General features: G+C 38.3%; 16 protein-coding genes. 12 read left to right on the top strand and 4 right to left on the bottom strand.

Features of this window, described 5'->3' with window-relative positions; translation table 11 throughout:
* Position 1 precedes the first annotated feature (1 nt).
* Together V6R96_RS12300 and V6R96_RS12295 are read left to right on the top strand one after the other, a co-directional pair.
* On the top strand, positions 2–1,918 hold the full coding sequence (locus V6R96_RS12300; RefSeq protein ID WP_336378795.1) for a fumarate reductase/succinate dehydrogenase flavoprotein subunit: 1,917 nt from the start codon (positions 2–4) through the stop codon (positions 1,916–1,918).
* 12 nt (positions 1,919–1,930) lie between these two features.
* The gene (locus V6R96_RS12295) at positions 1,931–2,686 is read left to right on the top strand and encodes a succinate dehydrogenase/fumarate reductase iron-sulfur subunit (RefSeq protein ID WP_336378796.1); all 756 of its coding nucleotides are present in this window, start codon (positions 1,931–1,933) and stop codon (positions 2,684–2,686) included.
* Positions 2,687–2,773: 87 nt separating this feature from the next.
* Here the strand turns inward: V6R96_RS12295 and V6R96_RS12290 are convergent, their stop codons facing one another.
* Together V6R96_RS12290 and V6R96_RS12285 are read right to left on the bottom strand one after the other, a co-directional pair.
* A complete protein-coding gene (locus V6R96_RS12290; protein WP_336378797.1) occupies positions 2,774–3,733 on the bottom strand; it encodes a hypothetical protein in 960 nt (319 codons plus the stop codon).
* A 63-nt stretch (positions 3,734–3,796) separates the two neighbouring features.
* Complete coding sequence (locus tag V6R96_RS12285; RefSeq protein WP_111956908.1) at positions 3,797–4,810, bottom strand: nucleoid-associated protein; 1,014 nt, start codon at positions 4,808–4,810, stop codon at positions 3,797–3,799.
* 386 nt (positions 4,811–5,196) lie between these two features.
* Between V6R96_RS12285 and V6R96_RS12280 the strand changes: the two genes are divergently transcribed.
* From V6R96_RS12280 to V6R96_RS12265, 4 genes are all read left to right on the top strand, one after another.
* Positions 5,197–5,358, top strand: a complete 162-nt coding sequence (locus tag V6R96_RS12280; RefSeq protein WP_223559978.1) for a hypothetical protein — start codon at positions 5,197–5,199, stop codon at positions 5,356–5,358.
* A 4-nt stretch (positions 5,359–5,362) separates the two neighbouring features.
* A complete protein-coding gene (locus tag V6R96_RS12275; protein ID WP_336378798.1) occupies positions 5,363–5,719 on the top strand; it encodes a hypothetical protein in 357 nt (118 codons plus the stop codon).
* A gap of 79 nt (positions 5,720–5,798) precedes the next feature.
* Positions 5,799–5,930 carry a hypothetical protein gene (locus V6R96_RS12270; RefSeq protein WP_336378799.1) on the top strand — a complete coding sequence of 44 codons (132 nt, stop codon included), beginning with the start codon at positions 5,799–5,801 and terminating at the stop codon, positions 5,928–5,930.
* Between the two features lie 48 nt (positions 5,931–5,978).
* Entirely contained in the window at positions 5,979–6,374 is a 396-nt protein-coding gene (locus tag V6R96_RS12265) for a hypothetical protein (protein ID WP_111956717.1), read from the top strand.
* 340 nt (positions 6,375–6,714) lie between these two features.
* Here V6R96_RS12265 and V6R96_RS12260 read toward each other — a convergent pair whose 3' ends face one another.
* Complete coding sequence (locus tag V6R96_RS12260; protein WP_336378800.1) at positions 6,715–7,233, bottom strand: thioredoxin family protein; 519 nt, start codon at positions 7,231–7,233, stop codon at positions 6,715–6,717.
* Positions 7,234–7,579: 346 nt separating this feature from the next.
* Between V6R96_RS12260 and V6R96_RS12255 the strand changes: the two genes are divergently transcribed.
* Positions 7,580–7,930 (top strand): SH3 domain-containing protein, encoded by a 351-nt coding sequence (locus V6R96_RS12255; protein WP_336378801.1) that lies wholly within the window; start codon positions 7,580–7,582, stop codon positions 7,928–7,930.
* An 82-nt stretch (positions 7,931–8,012) separates the two neighbouring features.
* Here V6R96_RS12255 and dnaK read toward each other — a convergent pair whose 3' ends face one another.
* Positions 8,013–9,911 carry a molecular chaperone DnaK gene (gene dnaK / locus V6R96_RS12250; RefSeq protein ID WP_111956710.1) on the bottom strand — a complete coding sequence of 633 codons (1,899 nt, stop codon included), beginning with the start codon at positions 9,909–9,911 and terminating at the stop codon, positions 8,013–8,015.
* 257 nt (positions 9,912–10,168) lie between these two features.
* Between dnaK and ppk1 the strand changes: the two genes are divergently transcribed.
* From ppk1 to V6R96_RS12225, 5 genes are all read left to right on the top strand, one after another.
* The gene (ppk1, locus tag V6R96_RS12245) at positions 10,169–12,241 is read left to right on the top strand and encodes a polyphosphate kinase 1 (RefSeq protein WP_336378802.1); all 2,073 of its coding nucleotides are present in this window, start codon (positions 10,169–10,171) and stop codon (positions 12,239–12,241) included.
* Positions 12,238–13,122, top strand: coding sequence for an exopolyphosphatase (locus V6R96_RS12240; protein ID WP_111956706.1), 885 nt, complete (start codon positions 12,238–12,240; stop codon positions 13,120–13,122). Before ppk1 ends, V6R96_RS12240 begins: the two co-directional genes overlap by 4 nt.
* 270 nt (positions 13,123–13,392) lie before the next feature.
* Positions 13,393–14,046 carry an NAD-dependent epimerase/dehydratase family protein gene (locus V6R96_RS12235; RefSeq protein ID WP_336378803.1) on the top strand — a complete coding sequence of 218 codons (654 nt, stop codon included), beginning with the start codon at positions 13,393–13,395 and terminating at the stop codon, positions 14,044–14,046.
* A gap of 5 nt (positions 14,047–14,051) precedes the next feature.
* Complete coding sequence (locus V6R96_RS12230) at positions 14,052–14,198, top strand: hypothetical protein (RefSeq protein WP_336378804.1); 147 nt, start codon at positions 14,052–14,054, stop codon at positions 14,196–14,198.
* A gap of 191 nt (positions 14,199–14,389) precedes the next feature.
* Positions 14,390–17,428, top strand: a complete 3,039-nt coding sequence (locus V6R96_RS12225; RefSeq protein WP_336378805.1) for a choice-of-anchor I family protein — start codon at positions 14,390–14,392, stop codon at positions 17,426–17,428.
* The last annotated feature ends 57 nt before the right edge of the window (positions 17,429–17,485 follow it).

Below are 17,485 nucleotides of genomic sequence, written 5' to 3'. Positions count from 1 at the left end.
TATGATCTTAAATTCAAAAATACCTCAAGGCCCATTGGAACAAAAATGGGACAACTATAAAAAGAAAGCTAAGCTCGTCAATCCTGCTAACCGTAAAAAGCTGGACATTATTGTTGTGGGAACCGGACTGGCAGGAAGCTCTGTTGCTGCTTCTCTGGGTGAGATGGGATACAATGTGAAATCATTCTGTTTCCAGGACAGCCCGAGAAGAGCCCATTCTGTAGCCGCACAAGGCGGCGTGAATGCCGCTAAAAATTATAAAAATGATGGTGACAGCGTCTACAGAATGTTTGTAGATACGCTGAAAGGAGGAGATTTCAGAGCCCGCGAAGCCAATGTTTACCGCATGGCAGAATGTTCTTTAAACCTCATCGATCAGGCCGTAGCGCAGGGCGTGCCGTTCGGACGTGAATATGGTGGTTATCTCAACAATCGTTCATTCGGTGGCGTTCAGGTGAGCCGGACATTTTATGCAAGAGGACAAACCGGGCAACAGCTGCTTCTGGGGTCCTATCAGGCACTGATGAGACAGGTTGGAAAAGGAACCGTACAACTATATTCCAGACATGAAATGCTTGATCTGGTCGTGATCGATGGCAAAGCAAGGGGAATTATTGTCAGAAATTTAGATACCGGGGAAATTGAAAGACATGCTGCCCATGCAGTAGTTCTTGCAACCGGAGGTTATGGAAAAATTTATTATCTCTCAACCTTAGCTATGGGATGTAACGGTTCTGCGATCTGGCGGGCTCACAAAAAAGGAGCTTTAATGGCTTCCCCCAGCTGGATTCAGGTACACCCTACTTCCCTTCCGCAATCCGGAGATTATCAATCCAAGTTAACCCTAATGTCAGAATCATTGCGTAATGACGGAAGAATCTGGGTTCCTTCAAAAGCTGATGAAACCAGACCGCCCAATGATATTCCGGAAAACGAAAGAGATTATTATCTGGAACGCCGGTATCCTGCTTTTGGAAACCTGGCTCCGAGAGATATTTCTTCCCGTGCCGCCAAAGAAAGAATTGACGCCGGTTTTGGAATCGGGCCCTTGAAAAATGCTGTTTATCTTGATTTTTCCAAAGCGATACGAGAACAGGGAAAAGAAAAGATTCAGGAGAAATATGGCAATTTATTCGATATGTACCTTAAAATCACAGGATACAATGCCTATAATGAACCGATGATGATCTCTCCTTCTGCTCACTTTTCAATGGGTGGGCTTTGGGTAGATTATGAGCTGATGACCACTATTCCCGGATTGTTTGCTTTGGGAGAAGCTAATTTTGCGGATCACGGAGCCAACAGACTGGGAGCCAATTCATTGCTGCAGGCTTCTGTGGACGGCTATTTTATTGCGCCTTATACCATTGCCAATTATCTGGCCGATGAGATTCATACCGGAAAAATTTCACCTGATGCTCCTGAGTTTGATGTGGCAGAAAAAACGGTGAAAGAACAGATCCAGGGTTTCATGGATATTAAAGGAACCAAAACAGTTGATTATTTCCATAAAACTTTGGGGAAACTTTTATATGATTACTGCGGTCTGGCCAGAAATGAAGATGGTTTGAAATACGCGATAGAAGAAATCAGGAAATTAAAACAGGAATTTTACAGAGATGTACGGGTTTCCGGACAGGACAATCAAATGAATTCAGAACTAGAAAAAGCAGGACGTGTAGCCGATTATTTCGAGATCGGTGAGCTCATGTGCTATGATGCTTTAACCCGGAATGAGTCCTGTGGTGCCCACTTCCGCGAAGAATTTCAAACCCCGGACGGAGAAGCGTTAAGAAATGATGCCGAATATCAGTTTATCTCAGCATGGGTATGGAAAGGCGAAAGTGCCGAACCGGAACTAATTAAAGAACCGTTGATATTTGAAGAAATACAGCCGACAGTAAGAAGCTACAAATAAAAAACAGAAATTATGGATTTACATCTTAAGATATGGAGGCAGAAAGACAGAAAGAGCGAAGGGAAACTGGTCAGTTATGACCTGAAAGAACTGAATCCCCATATGTCTTTCCTGGAAATGCTGGATACTTTAAATGAAGAGCTCATTACGGAAGGCGACGAACCTGTAGAATTCGATCACGACTGCCGTGAAGGGATCTGCGGACAGTGCGGTATGATGATCAACGGAATTGCCCATGGTCCTTTAAAAAATACAACGACCTGTCAGCTTCACTTACGGTCTTTTAAAGATGGTGAAACTATTTTAATCGAACCTTTCCGGGCAGAAGCTTTCCCGGTGAAGAAAGACCTTAAAGTAGACCGGTCGGCTTTTGACAGGATTATTTCTTCAGGCGGATTTGTATCGGTGAATACGGGTCAGGCTCCTGATGCAACAGCTATAGCAGTGACTCACCAAACAGCTGAGGAAGCGTTCGATTCTGCAGCCTGCATCGGGTGTGGTGCATGTGTAGCCACCTGCAAAAACGGAAGTGCTGCCTTATTCACTTCAGCAAAAATCACCCACATGGTCCTTCTCCCTCAGGGTAAGGAGGAAAGGAGCGAACGTGTCCTGAGTATGGTTACCCAGATGGATCATGAACTTTTCGGGCACTGCTCCAATACGGAAGCCTGTGAAGTGGAATGTCCTCAGGGAATTTCTGTGCTGAATATTGCCCGGATGAATTATGAGTATGGAAGAGCATTGTTTTTTAAGAAAAGGAATAAATAAAAGGACATAAAAGTAAGCGGAGGAAGCAAATTGCCAATCCGCTTTTTTCTATTTTACCTGAGTTCCGGTTATTTATTTTTCATCATTCTAAATTTCCGGGATCGTTATTTTTTTAGGATCGTTTTCGTTGTACAGAATTTCCACAGTTCCCTGTTTTGGAACAGAAGAAAGATCAAGAAGCCGTACAATCTTTTTGTAGACTGTCATATGTTCAATACCTTTAAAGTCTTTAAATCTAACTTGAAACATGATTTGGGGCTGATCATTCACTGTTAATCCGGTTTGACTGACACTGATGATTTCTGCCTGAGCACTTCTCCCGGCAAACAGGATCTGTTCTTCTTTTTTATTCTTTATAAATTTTCCAACGATCAGCTTATATACCAAAAGGGTTAAAATAAACATGACCCCGCTGAAAATAATTGGATGCATAAAGGTAAGGAACCTCCAGCCGAAATCAAATGATTCCCTGAGGTAAAAATAAGCGTACAGACCTATGACATAAACGATCATAAAAATCACAAATAAGATCCTCAAGATCATATTTTTAACTTTAAATTTAGTCTGTGCCCCGCTTAGAATAAAATAAGGCTCTTTCGAAGGATCAGGATTCAGAAGTATTTTAACCATTTTCCCAACGTCAAATCTTTTTTCCTGGGGTTTTGTATCATAGAACATCATTTCGTGCCGGATCAATGTATTGCGGAGATTCTGAAAAGAAAGCACAATATGGATGAGATTGATATTGGTTCTGGGATTATATTTTACAAGCTTATAGTCTGTAATTTCCGCTTCCCTCGGAAGTCCGTTCTGCAAAATATAGCTGATAGTATTTTTTTCCTTAAAGGTTTTAATAAGAAGATTGTTGATCAGAAAAGCTAAGACATACAGCCATATTAACAAAGAAAAACCGAGATATACATAGCTCACTGCCAATGTATTTCTCGGTTCCGTTGTTATTTCCGAAGTCGTCATATAAATAAAGATCGGAAATGGTATGCAGAAAAAAAGCATATAAAGCGTCCAGAAAATGATCATAAATTTCATAACTGTTTATTTTGCGGTGCGATATAAAGTTATGATATTATTCTTTAATGGGCTTTTCTCTTTTTAAACTTCTTTATCGAAGTAAAGTCTGTAGTATTTTCCTTTGTCATCTTCTCCCATTTCGAGCTTCTGCCTGTCACCGTGAATATAGATATGGAAGTTCTTGTCCAGTTTGATAATACTTTTGAAATGACGCTGGGTTTTCTTTACTGCTGCTTCACTGATCGGGAATTCTTCAGCAATATTCACCTGCATATCCTGTTCATAATCGGTCTTGAAGTTCACGAAACTTTCAATGACGTGCTGGTCTCCCAATACTTCATTGGCAAAATCATCCAGCTTAAATTCTTCTTTTTCCTTGAAGAAATTGATGGATTTATTGAGGAAATCTGCCTGGTCTGCTTTGGAAACTTCAAATTCCTGCGGAAGTTGCTTGGTGATATAATCTTTGTACACCATCAGCGCTTCCTGCGTGTGGAAATATTCATCGTCACGCTGTTTTACTTTCAGGAAATCTTCGAACCAATAGTACATATCTCCGTTTTTGTTATTATCAACTACAGAAAGTACATATCCGGTCTCTTTATTATTGTTATAGATCAAAGCTGCCTTATCAATTTTAGACAAACCGATTCCCTGGTCTTTTTCAATATCAAATGTTTCTTCCTTAGGCGAAATTTTCAGGAAAGATTCTCTCTTTTCGGTTTTAAAGATCCCGATCTTATCTACTTTATCCGGACGGTCACTTTCTTCCTCGAAAAGTACAATAAACAGCTCCCCACCCTGAACTCTTGGATTTTCAGCCGCTTCAAATAGATGTTTTGCAATATTTTCAGATTCCCAAAGAAATTTGGCCTTGTCTTCAAAGATCTCGGATACTGAACTGTATACCGGATTATTGACCAAATACGTGTCACTGTAAAAATTGAAGGTTTCTTCTGATTTAAAAGAACCTAAAAAGTAATCTTCAAGCAATTCTGCCATTCCTTCTTCCAGCTTCAGCTCTTCCTGAGACAGCGTTAAAGATTCTCCGTTGATTTTATTTCCTACTCTGTGTACTATAATTTTTGAAAACATGTCCTGAATAATTTGGAGTGCAAAGATATTCATTCTATTCTTTCCATCATACAAATAAAATAATCCCAAAAACCAAAAATTGATATAACATTAAGTTTTGTCAACTGATAAACTAAGACTAAAAAAATCTGCTCCAAAATCTGTGAGAGATAAAAAAATTAAAATATCAACTGTTTATGTTTTCCCGCAGGTTTGCAGATGAAGCAGATAATCAAATCATAAATAAGTTCCTTCATTTCGTTTTGATAAAAACCTTATCATTTTGACATGTTTTTTAAGATCGAATATTTTTATTAAAATTAAATAATTATTTGATTTTCAATTAATTAAATAAAAAATCATTTCAAAGGAATGCCATTCGCTTCATTATTTTAAAAATATATAATATGGACTTAAATACCTTAAACCGCATCGACAAGCTAAGAAGATTAAAAAGCAGAGGTCCGAAAACTCCGAAATGGCTGAAACCTTACCATATGCTATTCATGGCTTTCCTGACCATTTTCATCTTTGGAGCTATCATTAAAGTCTTAGAACAAAATCATTAATCATATGAACTATTCAGAAGCTGTCCGGGAAATTTCAAAAATTATCCCTGACTTTGAAAACGAACTTACGAAAACGATGCCCCAGAACTCGTACAGTGTGATTCGTACTTTCACAGAACGCATCAAAAATATGGTCCGACAGGATGACAGGAGTATTCTATTTAAAAGTCTTCAGAAAATGGACAAAATTTATACAGAAGGAGATATTGCATTAAAAAACGCAGTAGAAGGAATTTTCATTTATTCTCTGGACAATTTTACAGCTTTCTGCACCCTAGAATATAGAAAAGTGATCTTTAGTCACATTTCAAAAAATTTACAGCAGAGCTATTCAAGACAGATTTACAATCATGGCACATAAATTTTGTTACATATTTCATGTGTTTCATTACAAAAGCATTTTTTATTCAAAAATTAAAACCATTCAAAATCAATACGTTATGAAAACAAAAATCAGAAAAATTTCAGACTGGAAAACATTGAAAACCACGACTAACAGACACAATGTAGAGGTATTGGCTACTCACATCGCAGTGATTATAGGAGTTTTTATTTTTGCTGCCATGCTGTAAATTTTGGTATACATTTCGCTGAAAGATAAGTACTGAAAAATATTAGTTATGATGAAAGTACAAATGCAGGCTATTAATAAGAAAATAGCCGTTGAATACTTAAAATTTTTCTATCCGCCACTTCGAAATGAAATTACACAGTTATCTGTTCAGGAAAACTTTGCCGGCGTTATTCAGGCTACCATCAATTATTTGAAGGATATGCTGCAGGAATCAAAGATCTACATTGTAGCCCATCACATCAAACTGATGGACTGGATCTACAGAAACGGCGATTCTTATGTAAGAACCGTCATTGAAAACCTGTTTGTGAGATCTTTGGAGAGCTTTAAAAAACATGCAAAGATCCAGCACTGGAAGCTTCTTTATCAGAATATGCCTGATAATTTTCAGCTTATTTATCATGAGCAGCAGAAACAGGACGAGATCTTTTTCGGTAAGTAAAATAATTTAATTTGTAAATAGGCTCTTCAGGCATCTTGTCTGAGGAGCTTTTTATTTAAGTTTTTTGAAATATTGGGCAAAACGGAGACTTAACAAAATATTATTATGCTTTACAGATATTTTACTGAATTATATTTCACCATATGGTGCAAAATACATACTTTTACAAAATGATCCGATGCTGTTGATAATCATCGGAGATACTGATCTTTAGTCAGCTACTGATTATAAAAATTTACAAATTTTGACGATGTGTAATCAGATCATAGAAATATCCTTTCATACATTTATTTGATCTGAGAACAACCTCCCCCGACTAATTGCCAGGGGAGTTTTCTTTTTATTTATCTTTTTTCACAAAGACTTTCTGGATGATCTGAAGTTCCTCTTTATTCATTTTTGAACTCTTTTCCAACTTGGCCAGAAACGAAGAAACTTCTTCAGGAGTTGCGGGTGACCCCAAATTTTCTCCCTTACTGTCGAATGAATCGGCAAGCACTTCTCCTTTCGGATTTAATATCAGCCAGAAAGGAAGTCCGGCATTTTCTCCTTTATAGGTATTCATCAGTTCCTGCCCGCCGGGATTTTCAAGCTTTTTCTTTTCTCCTCTTTCCTGAACATCAATATAAGTCGTTACAAATTTCTTGTCGAAAATAGGCTTTGTTTCAGGAAGATTCATATTCTTTTCCATCAGTTTGCACCAGCCACACCATGAAGCGTGAAATACCAGCAAAACATTTTTCTTTTGGGTTTGAGCTTCTGCAAGAGCTTTATTCAATTCTATATCGGCTTTTTCCTGAGCAACATTCAGCTGAAACAGGAATAAAGATGCTACGATGATTACTTTAAAAAATTTCATTTAAATTTTGGTTTGGTTTTACTGACATTAATTTACATAAAAGTGGATACCCATATCCCATTTATTCAGAAAAAATGTATATTTGAAATAACTCATCATTTGTTGAATAAAAATAAACTCAATGGCATATTGTTATAGTTGTGGCCGTTCAGGAGCTTATCATCGCAGGAATGTTGTCACCGGCCACTCTTCATCCAGCCGTACCAACGTAACTTACACTGGTCCAAGGTTTCTGTGTGACGAATGTTCACTGAACATGGACAAAGCGGCTCTGGAGAAAAAAATTTCCACTAAATATATTATCATTATAATATTAGTGATATTAATTTATTCTATTAAAAGATAAATGGCACATTCAGATAATTTAAAATCACTCAGAACTCATTCAAATATATTGAGCCTGGTTATTATCGGGCTTATACTTTTTCTGTTAATGGCTCCGGAAAACTTCTTTGGAGATAATTCAGTTGAAGACAGCAATTCAGTTTCAGCTAAAATAATAGCTAAAAAGGGAGCTTCAATTAGGGATAAACCTTCAAAGAATGGTAAAATTTTAATTATTGCTCCTGCAAACTCGGAAGTAAAGATCATTCAGAGAAAAGTACAAAACGACATCGTTGACAATAAACAAGGAAGCTGGGTAAAAGTGCGATACCTAGGTAAAACAGGATATGTCTGGGAATATCTGATTGATTAAATCATGGTTCCAATTACATACAAATAAAAAAAATCCCCGAACTCACGTTCGGGGATTTTCTATAGTCTGGGATTATTAATCCTTATTTTACTTCTTCGAAGTCTGCATCCTGTACATCATCAGCACTTCCTGCATTACCTCCAGGATTCTGCGCTCCTGCATCTGCACCTTGAGCCTGCTGTCCTGCTGCATACAGTTCTTCTGAAGCAGCCATCCATGCTGCATCTAAAGCTTCAGTTTTAGCCTTCACATCGTCTGCATTTTTAGCTTCGAAAGCTGTTTTCAATTCTCCGTGAGCTGCTTCAATAGCTGCTTTTTTGTCAGCAGACAGCTTTTCTCCGAATTCTTTTAACTGCTTTTCAGTCTGGAAGATCAATCCGTCAGCTTTGTTGAAGATTTCAACTTCTTCTTTTTTCTTAGCATCTGCTGCAGAGTTTTCCTGAGCTTCTTTCTTCATTCTTTCGATTTCTTCGTCAGAAAGACCTGAAGAAGCCTGGATCTTAATTGTCTGCTCTTTTCCGGTACCTTTATCCTTCGCAGAAACGCTCAGGATACCGTTGGCATCAATATCGAAAGTTACTTCGATCTGAGGAACTCCTCTTGGTGCAGGTGGAATATCTGCAAGATCAAATCTTCCGATTTCTTTATTATCGTTGAACATTGGTCTTTCTCCCTGTCCTACTCTGATGCTTACAGCCGGCTGGTTATCAGAAGCTGTAGAGAATACTTCAGATTTTTTAGTTGGGATCGTAGTGTTCGCTTCAATTAATTTCGTGAATACAGAACCCATTGTTTCAATACCTAGAGAAAGTGGTGTAACGTCAAGAAGCAATACATCTTTTACGTCTCCTGTCAATACTCCCCCTTGGATTGCAGCTCCAACAGCTACTACCTCATCCGGGTTAACTCCTTTTGAAGGTTTTTTACCAAAGAATTTTTCCACTTCTTCCTGAATGATCGGGATTCTTGTAGAACCACCTACCAGGATTACCTCATCGATATCAGAAGTTGATAAACCTGCATCTTTCAATGCTTTTGCTACCGGCTCCATAGATCTTCTTACTAAATCTGAAGCCAATTGCTCGAATTTAGCTTTAGTTAAAGTCTTTACCAAGTGCTTAGGACCTGTCGCTGTCGCTGTGATATAAGGTAAGTTGATCTCTGTCTGAGCAGAAGAAGATAACTCGATTTTTGCTTTTTCAGCAGCTTCTTTTAATCTCTGAAGTGCAATAGCATCAGATTTAAGGTCTACTCCTTCTTCAGCCTTGAATTCATCTGCCATCCAGTTGATGATCACATCATCAAAGTCATCACCTCCTAAGTGTGTATCACCATTAGTAGATAACACTTCGAATACTCCGTCACCTAAATCAAGGATAGAGATATCAAAAGTACCTCCACCAAGGTCATATACAGCAATCTTCTGGTCTTTATGGTTTTTATCCAAACCGTAAGCCAATGCAGCAGCTGTAGGCTCGTTGATAATTCTTTCTACTTTAAGACCTGCAATTTCTCCTGCTTCCTTAGTAGCCTGTCTCTGTGCATCGTTAAAATATGCAGGAACCGTGATTACCGCTCTTGTTACTTCCTGTCCAAGATAATCTTCAGCTGTCTTCTTCATTTTCTGAAGTATCATTGCTGAAATTTCCTGTGGTGTATATTCTCTGTCGTCGATTTTTACTTTTGCCGTATCGTTTGGTCCGGATACTACTTCATAAGGTACTCTTGAAATTTCTTTAGCATCTTCCTTAAAATGAGTTCCGATAAATCTTTTGATAGAGTATACAGTTTTCTTTGGATTCGTTACAGCCTGTCTTTTTGCAGGATCCCCTACTTTTCTCTCACCATCTTCTGTAAATGCTACGATAGATGGAGTCGTTCTTTTACCTTCCGCGTTAGGGATAACAACAGGGTCTTTGCCCTCCATTACAGCAACACATGAGTTGGTTGTTCCTAAGTCAATTCCAATTATTTTACTCATAATATTTATATTTTTTCTAATTTTTATATTTTAATTTACACTCTCAATTTCTCAATATCTGTACCATATCCTATTTTGTGACAAAATGACAGAATCAAAAATGGTCAAAGTAAACAACATTCGCCAGATTATGTTAAATTGTACTATTCAAGACAGTTTGAACATTGAGAATATTAAAAAATTAATCAAAGTTTAACCTTAGAAATATCAGATTAAACTGTACGAATTGCTATTTTTGATAAAATATAAACTTTAGAATGTCAGTACACTTCAATCCGCGAGATATTACATGGCTTGCTTTCAATGAAAGGGTTTTACAGGAAGCTATGGATGAAAATGTCCCCTTACATTTAAGAATACGCTTCCTGGGAATTTTCTCCAACAATTTAGATGAATTTTTCAGAGTACGTGTGGCAGGATTAAAGCGGGCAATGGATTTTAAAGAAAAAGTGATCGCTGAATCTTTCTATCAGCCACCATCAAAGATTCTTCAGCGTATTAACGAAATTGTGATCAGACAACAGCAGAATTTTGATAAAACCTGGAAGCATATTCAAGCTGAAATGGCGGGGCTTAAGGTTTCTATTAAAACCTCTAAGAACCTGACCGCCAAACAGAAGGAATTCGTGAGACAATATTTTGATGAAATAGTAGAATCCAATGTGATCCCTATCCTGCTTCATGAAAATACTCCGATGCCCTATCTGAGGGATAAAAGCCTCTATCTGGGTGTCGCCATGAGAAAAAAAGACTGGCAGTATTCCAGCAATTATGCAATTATTGAAATTCCGTCACGTTTTGTAGGAAGATTTGTCCTGCTGCCTACGGAAGATCCGGAAGAAAAAAACGTTATGCTGCTTGAAGATGTTATTACATTCAACCTTCCGCATATTTTTTCTTATTTTGGCTATGACGAATTTTCTGCCAATGCCTTTAAAGTAACGAAAGATGCTGAACTGGATCTTGACAATGATATCCGGACCAATTTTGCAGAAAAAATAGAAAAGGGACTTAAAAACAGAAGAAAGGGAAAACCTACCCGTTTTGTTTTTGATAAGGATATGGACAAGGCTTTACTGGAACTTCTTATCCGAAAATTGAATTTAACAAAAAAAGACAGCATTATTCCGGGAGGAAAAATTCATAATTTCAAACATTTTATGGATTTTCCTGATGTTTTTGAAACGTATGAAAGACCAGAGGAAAGATCTTCTTTTACCCATCAGGCTTTTGAAAACGGAGAAAGAGTGACTGATGTTATCTTAAAAAAAGATGTTCTGCTTACTTTTCCTTATCACAAATATAATCCTGTAATCGATCTTTTACGCGAAGCTGCCATGGACCCGGATGTAAAATCTATCCAGATCACTGCTTATCGCCTTGCCAGCAACTCAAAGATTAGCAATGCCCTGATCTACGCCGCCAGAAATGGTAAAGAAGTAACGGTCATGCTGGAACTTCAGGCAAGGTTTGATGAAGAATCCAATCTTAAGTGGAAAGAAATGTTTGAGCCTGAGGGAATTACCGTGTTGGTAGGCCTCCCGAATAAAAAAGTACACGCTAAGCTTTGTGTAATCAAAAAAAGAGCACACAATAAAACACTCCAGTATGGTTTTGTAAGCACCGGGAACTTCAATGAAAAAACGGCAAAAATATATGGTGATCATTTATTGATGACTTCAGACCGTGGCATCATGGCGGATATCAATAAAGTATTTAATGTCCTGAAAAAACCAAAAGATGATTTTCTTCCGGTTCTGAAAACCTGTAAAAATTTAATGATCTGTCCACAGTTCATGCGCGAAAAGATCGTTCACCAGATAGATAAGGAAATCGAAGAAGCCAAAGCAGGAAGAAGAGCAGAGATCATCGTTAAGGCCAATTCCATGAGTGACAGAGCCCTTATTGAAAAGCTTTACGAAGCTGCAAAAGCCGGAGTCATTACAAAAACGATCGTAAGAGGAATTTACTGCCCCGTCAATCAAAAAGAGTTTAAAGAAAAAATAAAGGCAATAAGTATTGTCGACGAATACCTGGAGCATGCAAGGGTTATGTATTTTTATAATAAAGGTGCAGAAGACATTTACATCTCATCTGCCGACTGGATGACCCGAAATCTGGACTACAGAATTGAAGCGGCTGCAAAGATCACAGACAAGGAACTGAAGAAGGAATTGAAAGATATTCTCGACATTCAGTTAAGAGATAACGTAAAAGCTCGTATTTTAGACAAAAAATTGAGCAACGAGTATGTGAGGAATGATAAAAAGGAATGCCGTTCTCAAATAGAAACCTACAAATATTTAAAAGCTAAAACAAGCAAAAAATGAAGATTGCAGCGATAGATATAGGAAGCAACGCCGCCAGACTTCTGATCAATGAAGTAAAGATCAGCAACAGGAAACCTGAATTTATAAAACTAAATCTTTTAAGAATTCCTTTGAGGTTGGGTATGGATGTCTTCACCATGGGAATGATTGGTGAGGAAAGAGAAAAAATGGTCGTCGATTCTATGAAAATTTTCAGCGACCTTATGAAGATCTATAAAGTAGAGCATTACCGTGCCTGCGCCACCAGTGCCATGCGTGATGCCTCCAATGGAAATGAAATCATCAGACGGGTTCAGGAAACTTCGGGAATCAATATAGAAATTATTTCCGGTGACGAGGAAGCTACCCTTATCTATGAAAACCATGTTGCTGAAGGTCTTGATAAAGAGTTTGCCTATCTGTACATTGACGTGGGAGGAGGTTCCACGGAACTTACTTTTTACGAAAACGGAAAAATGGTCTACGAAAAATCCTTCAATATCGGAACCATCCGTCTTCTAAACAATCTGGTAACACCGGAAAACTGGCAGGAAATGAAGGATGAGATCAAAAAGAATATAGTCAGTAAAAAGCCTGTTGTAGCTATCGGTTCCGGAGGAAATATCAATAAGGTTTTCTCGATGAGTAAGACTAAAGACGGCAAACCGATGACACTTTCCCATCTTAAAAAGGTTTATAAGGAGTTTAATGAGCTTTCTGTAGAGGAAAGGATGACCAAGCATACCCTCAGAGAAGACAGAGCCGATGTTCTGGTTCATGCTCTCAGGATCTTCAATAACGTCATGTCCTGGTCGGATATCAACAGGATATTTGTTCCCAAAATTTCTGTAGCTGATGGGCTTATCCACAATATCTATAGCCAGTTGCACGAAAAAAAGTAAATTTCTACTCTATATTATTTGAAAACCAGCTATCATTTGGCTGGTTTTATTTTTATGTCATTGAAGCAATCTCAATCTTTAAATTTTTAAAACATTAAAAGTATCCCAGTGATTAAGATTATTAAAAAGATTGCTCACATCATTCACAATGACGGAAGGTTTCATCCTATAAAGCTGCTCTTTAGTATTATCTTTCAAATTGTAAAATTTTTACTGTACATTTAAAGTAAAACTAAACGTAGTACGTCATACATAATATCAACAGAAAAAATGAATCCGATTAAAATAATTCTTACAGGTGCGACCGGTATGGTAGGTGAAGGTGTTCTAATGGAATGCCTTGAAAATCCTAATGTTTCCGAAATATTAAGTGTAAGCAGAAAGCCTTCCGGAAAAACACATGCTAAACTCAAAGAATATTTAGTTCCGGACTTCCTGTCCATATCTCTGAATGATGAAAATCTTAAAGGCTATGATGCCTGTTTCTTCTGTGCAGGAATCAGCAGCGTGGGAATGAGCGAAGAAGATTACACGAAAATCACCTACGATACTACGATTCATTTTGCCAAAGCAGTTCTGAACCAAAATCCGGAAATGGTCTTCAACTATGTTTCAGGAGCATCTACGGACAGTACAGAAAGCGGAAAGCTCATGTGGGCAAGGGTAAAAGGCAGGACAGAAAATGCTTTGAAAAAAATGGGTTTCAGAAACGCCTTCAATTTCCGCCCCGGATTCATGAAACCCGTTGAAGGTCAGATTAATGTGAAATGGTTCTTTAAACCATTTATTTGGGTTTTTCCTGTTTTATTACCTTCAAAATCATTAACTTTACACGAAGTAGGTAGAGCAATGATCAATGCCGTACATAGAGGCTATCCTACATCTACTTTGGAAATTAGGGACATTAAAAATTTAGCAATATGAGGGATATGTTAAAAAGAATAGTTCTTGTTGTTTTTATACTTTTGGTTCTGATGGCTGCTTCAGGATTTTTATATATGCAGAAACATCCTCTGGAAGGGAAAAATTCTGCGGATAAAACACTGAATCTTTCAGGAAGCAAGGTAACTGAGTAAACAGTAAAAATAAAAGAAACCTAGAAAGCAGATCAGTTGGTTTGCAAATTTGCCTTTTTTTCATATACCTTTCTTTCCATTTTGACTTTTCACAATAACTGTTACCTTTTTATTAAACATTTCTTAAAACTCCATTAAAATACTTGCCGTATATAAAGTTCATTTTTGCATACATCTAATGCAAGTAAAAAATGACCCACAATTACCTATTAAAAGGATCTGTCATTGCCGCATTTTTCCTTCAGGGCGGACTTTTCGGACAGACACTTATCCATTACTGGAATTTCAACAACAATGTTTCAGCTACATCTATTACAACTCCCTCTTCCACTCTGGTCAGCGGATCTCTTACTGCTGTAGCAGGCGGGACCAGCGAAATCGATTTTGCAGGTGGGACAGGACAAAATTTCAGTATTGCCAATTTAAATACAAGAAACGGCGATCCTTCCGGAACCCATTTACGATTCAACAATCCAATCGGGGGAGCTTTACAGTTTAATCTTCCTACAACAGGGTATCAAAATGCTATTGTAAAATTCACAACAAGAAGATCCGGTCAGGGGGCAGGAACTCAAACCTGGTCTTATTCGACAGATGGAACTACTTTTGTTCCGTATCAGACTGTTAATCCTCAAGATACCGATCCTCAACTGATCACTTTTGATTTTTCTTCAGTTTCAGGAGTTTCCAACAATCCGAATTTTAAATTAAAAGTAGAATTTTCCGCCACAGGAGGTGGAACGGGAGGAAATAACCGTTTTGACAATTTTACAGTAGATGGCACCGCTACCGGAGGAATAGATACTACACCTCCAACGACTGCCTATTTTCCTGCTCACAACACAAATAATGCTTCCATTTCGGTAAACCCAACTATTTCTTTCAATGAAAATGTAAGACTTACTGATAATTCCGCGATCAACGATTCTAATGCACAAAGCCTTGTAGAGTTCCGTATTGGAAATGCTTCAGGCACCCAGGTTCCCTTCACTACAACTTTTAACAGTAATAAGATTACAGTAATTCCGACAACGGCACTTACTCCCGGACAGACCTATTACCTGGCTTTAAAACCCAATACGGTTGAGGATATAAGTGACAATGGAGTAACAACAATAACTTCCAGTACCTTTGCTACAGCGGTAACAACGGTTTCTCTGGATAAAAACTTCATTAAGGTTAATGAAAATGCAGGAACTCTCGCGTTCAAGATCAATGTAATCAATCCTTCCGCAGCTACAGTCAATCTTGTGGTAAAGCCGGCACCGTTCAGTACGGCAGACAGCAATGACTTCACTTTAGCCAATCAGACGATCAATATTACATCTTCTACAGCAAGTTACACAGTCAATATCCCGATCATTGATGATACGATGGAAGAACAGCAGGCAGAATATTTCGTGGTAAGCCTTGAAAATCCAACTGGAACGGCTATTTCCGGAGATAATACAGCCACTGTTTATATTGTGGATAATGATAAGCCTGCACCGGTTCCTTCAGGGCAGATTCAGCTGAACTATGTCGGAAGTTTTGATCCTTCAGGAAATAACAACAGTTCTACGGAGATTGTCGTTCATGACCCGGCCAGCCAGAAATTATTTACCATCAGTTCGATCACGGATGTTTTTGATATTATTGATTTCACTAATCCTAATGCTCTTTCTGTAGTTAGAACGGTGAATATGGCCCCTTATGGAGGAATCACAAGTATCGCTGTTAAAAACGGAATCATTGCAACGGCTTCCCCGAATGCAGATCCACAACAGAACGGTTCCGTGGTCTTTTTTGATATTAACGGAAACTTCCTGAAACAAGTCACTGTAGGTGCTCTTCCTGATATGATCACTTTCACTCCGGACGGAACAAAAGTGATCACGGCTAATGAGGGTGAGCCCAATGATGCCTATACCACAGATCCTGAGGGAACGATCAGCATCATTGATATCTCGGGTGGTATCGGAAATCTTACGCAAAGTAATGTTACAACCCTTAATTTTAACAGTTTCGATTCTCAGACAGTCGCTTTGATGGCAACGGGGCTGAGAAAAGTGAGAACAAACAATACTCTTTCCCAGGATCTGGAACCTGAATATGTCACGGTAAGTTCAGACAGCCAGAAAGCATGGGTAACGCTACAGGAAAATAATGCAATCGCCGAAATCAATTTAGCCACAAAAGCAATTACAGGAATCTGGGGATTAGGTAAGAAAGATATGAGCCTTCCGGGTAATGGTTTTGATGCTTCGGATAATAATGGTGAGGTACTGATCGCCAACTGGCCTGTAAAAGCCTACTACATTCCTGATGCAGTGCAGAATTACAAAATAGGAGCCACCAATTATATCGTCACAGCCAATGAAGGGGATGAAAAAGATCTTTCCGGATACAGTGAAAGAACAACAGTTGGGGCTAATACTTATACTTTAGATCCTGTGTTGTTTCCCCAGGCATCTGTTCTAAAGGCTTCCTATAATTTAGGAAGATTCAGGGTTTCCAGCGCGACAGGAAATACAGATGCAGACTCAGAATTTGAAGAGATCTCAGCTTTGGGAGCACGTTCATTCTCTATTTTCAATGCAGATACAAAACAGTTGGTGTATGACAGCGGTGACCATTTTGAAAGATACATTTTCGCAAAGCATCCACTTATTTTTAATGCTGATAATGAAAGCAACAGTGTTAAAAACAGAAGCCGTGCCAAAGGTCCTGAACCGGAAGGGGTTGCCTTGGGCACCATCAATGGACAGACTTATGCTTTTATCACTTTAGAAAGAACCGGAGGAGTAATGGTTTATAATATTACTGATCCCAATAATCCTACGTTTACGGATTACAAGCATTCCCGTTCTACCTCAGCTTACGGTGGTGATAATGGACCTGAAGGCATTACTTACATCGCTCCGGGAAATACAACAACCGGAAAAGGCTATGTGATTATTGCCAACGAAATCAGCGGAACATTATCCATGTACGAAGTTGCTTCTCCTATAACATTAGGAACCGGAGAAATAAAAACAGATAGAGCGACATTCAATGTATTTCCTAATCCTGTAACGAAAGGAAATACATTATACTTCAACAGGGCACAGGATTATGAGCTGTACGATATGTCCGGGAAAATGCTCGGAAAAGAGAAAAATGCTTTAACAATAGATAGTTCAAAGCTTTCTGCAGGCGTTTACCTTGTGAAAACATCAGAAGGTCACATCAAGAGAGTTATTGTAAAATAGAATATCTGATTGAGTTGATTGAAAGGCCCTGGATTTCCGGGGCTTTTTTTTGACGCT

Origin of the sequence: Chryseobacterium sp. CCNWLW53 (assembly GCF_037083525.1) — a bacterium.
GTDB classification, from domain to species: Bacteria; Bacteroidota; Bacteroidia; order Flavobacteriales; family Weeksellaceae; genus Chryseobacterium; species Chryseobacterium lathyri.
Note: the sequence above shows the minus strand (reverse complement) of the source record. Positions and strands in the feature narration are given on the sequence as shown.

Coding starts and splice junctions, on each gene's coding strand:
- V6R96_RS12230 (WP_336378804.1), top strand. CDS start 14,052: ATGTTAAAAAGAATAGTTCTTGTTGTTTTTATACTTTTGGTTCTGATG.
- V6R96_RS12300 (WP_336378795.1), top strand. CDS start 2: ATGATCTTAAATTCAAAAATACCTCAAGGCCCATTGGAACAAAAATGG.
- dnaK (WP_111956710.1), bottom strand. CDS start 9,911: ATGAGTAAAATAATTGGAATTGACTTAGGAACAACCAACTCATGTGTT.
- V6R96_RS12235 (WP_336378803.1), top strand. CDS start 13,393: ATGAATCCGATTAAAATAATTCTTACAGGTGCGACCGGTATGGTAGGT.
- V6R96_RS12275 (WP_336378798.1), top strand. CDS start 5,363: ATGAACTATTCAGAAGCTGTCCGGGAAATTTCAAAAATTATCCCTGAC.
- V6R96_RS12260 (WP_336378800.1), bottom strand. CDS start 7,233: ATGAAATTTTTTAAAGTAATCATCGTAGCATCTTTATTCCTGTTTCAG.
- V6R96_RS12255 (WP_336378801.1), top strand. CDS start 7,580: ATGGCACATTCAGATAATTTAAAATCACTCAGAACTCATTCAAATATA.
- V6R96_RS12240 (WP_111956706.1), top strand. CDS start 12,238: ATGAAGATTGCAGCGATAGATATAGGAAGCAACGCCGCCAGACTTCTG.
- V6R96_RS12265 (WP_111956717.1), top strand. CDS start 5,979: ATGATGAAAGTACAAATGCAGGCTATTAATAAGAAAATAGCCGTTGAA.
- ppk1 (WP_336378802.1), top strand. CDS start 10,169: ATGTCAGTACACTTCAATCCGCGAGATATTACATGGCTTGCTTTCAAT.
- V6R96_RS12285 (WP_111956908.1), bottom strand. CDS start 4,810: ATGTTTTCAAAAATTATAGTACACAGAGTAGGAAATAAAATCAACGGA.
- V6R96_RS12280 (WP_223559978.1), top strand. CDS start 5,197: ATGGACTTAAATACCTTAAACCGCATCGACAAGCTAAGAAGATTAAAA.
- V6R96_RS12295 (WP_336378796.1), top strand. CDS start 1,931: ATGGATTTACATCTTAAGATATGGAGGCAGAAAGACAGAAAGAGCGAA.
- V6R96_RS12225 (WP_336378805.1), top strand. CDS start 14,390: ATGACCCACAATTACCTATTAAAAGGATCTGTCATTGCCGCATTTTTC.
- V6R96_RS12270 (WP_336378799.1), top strand. CDS start 5,799: ATGAAAACAAAAATCAGAAAAATTTCAGACTGGAAAACATTGAAAACC.
- V6R96_RS12290 (WP_336378797.1), bottom strand. CDS start 3,733: ATGAAATTTATGATCATTTTCTGGACGCTTTATATGCTTTTTTTCTGC.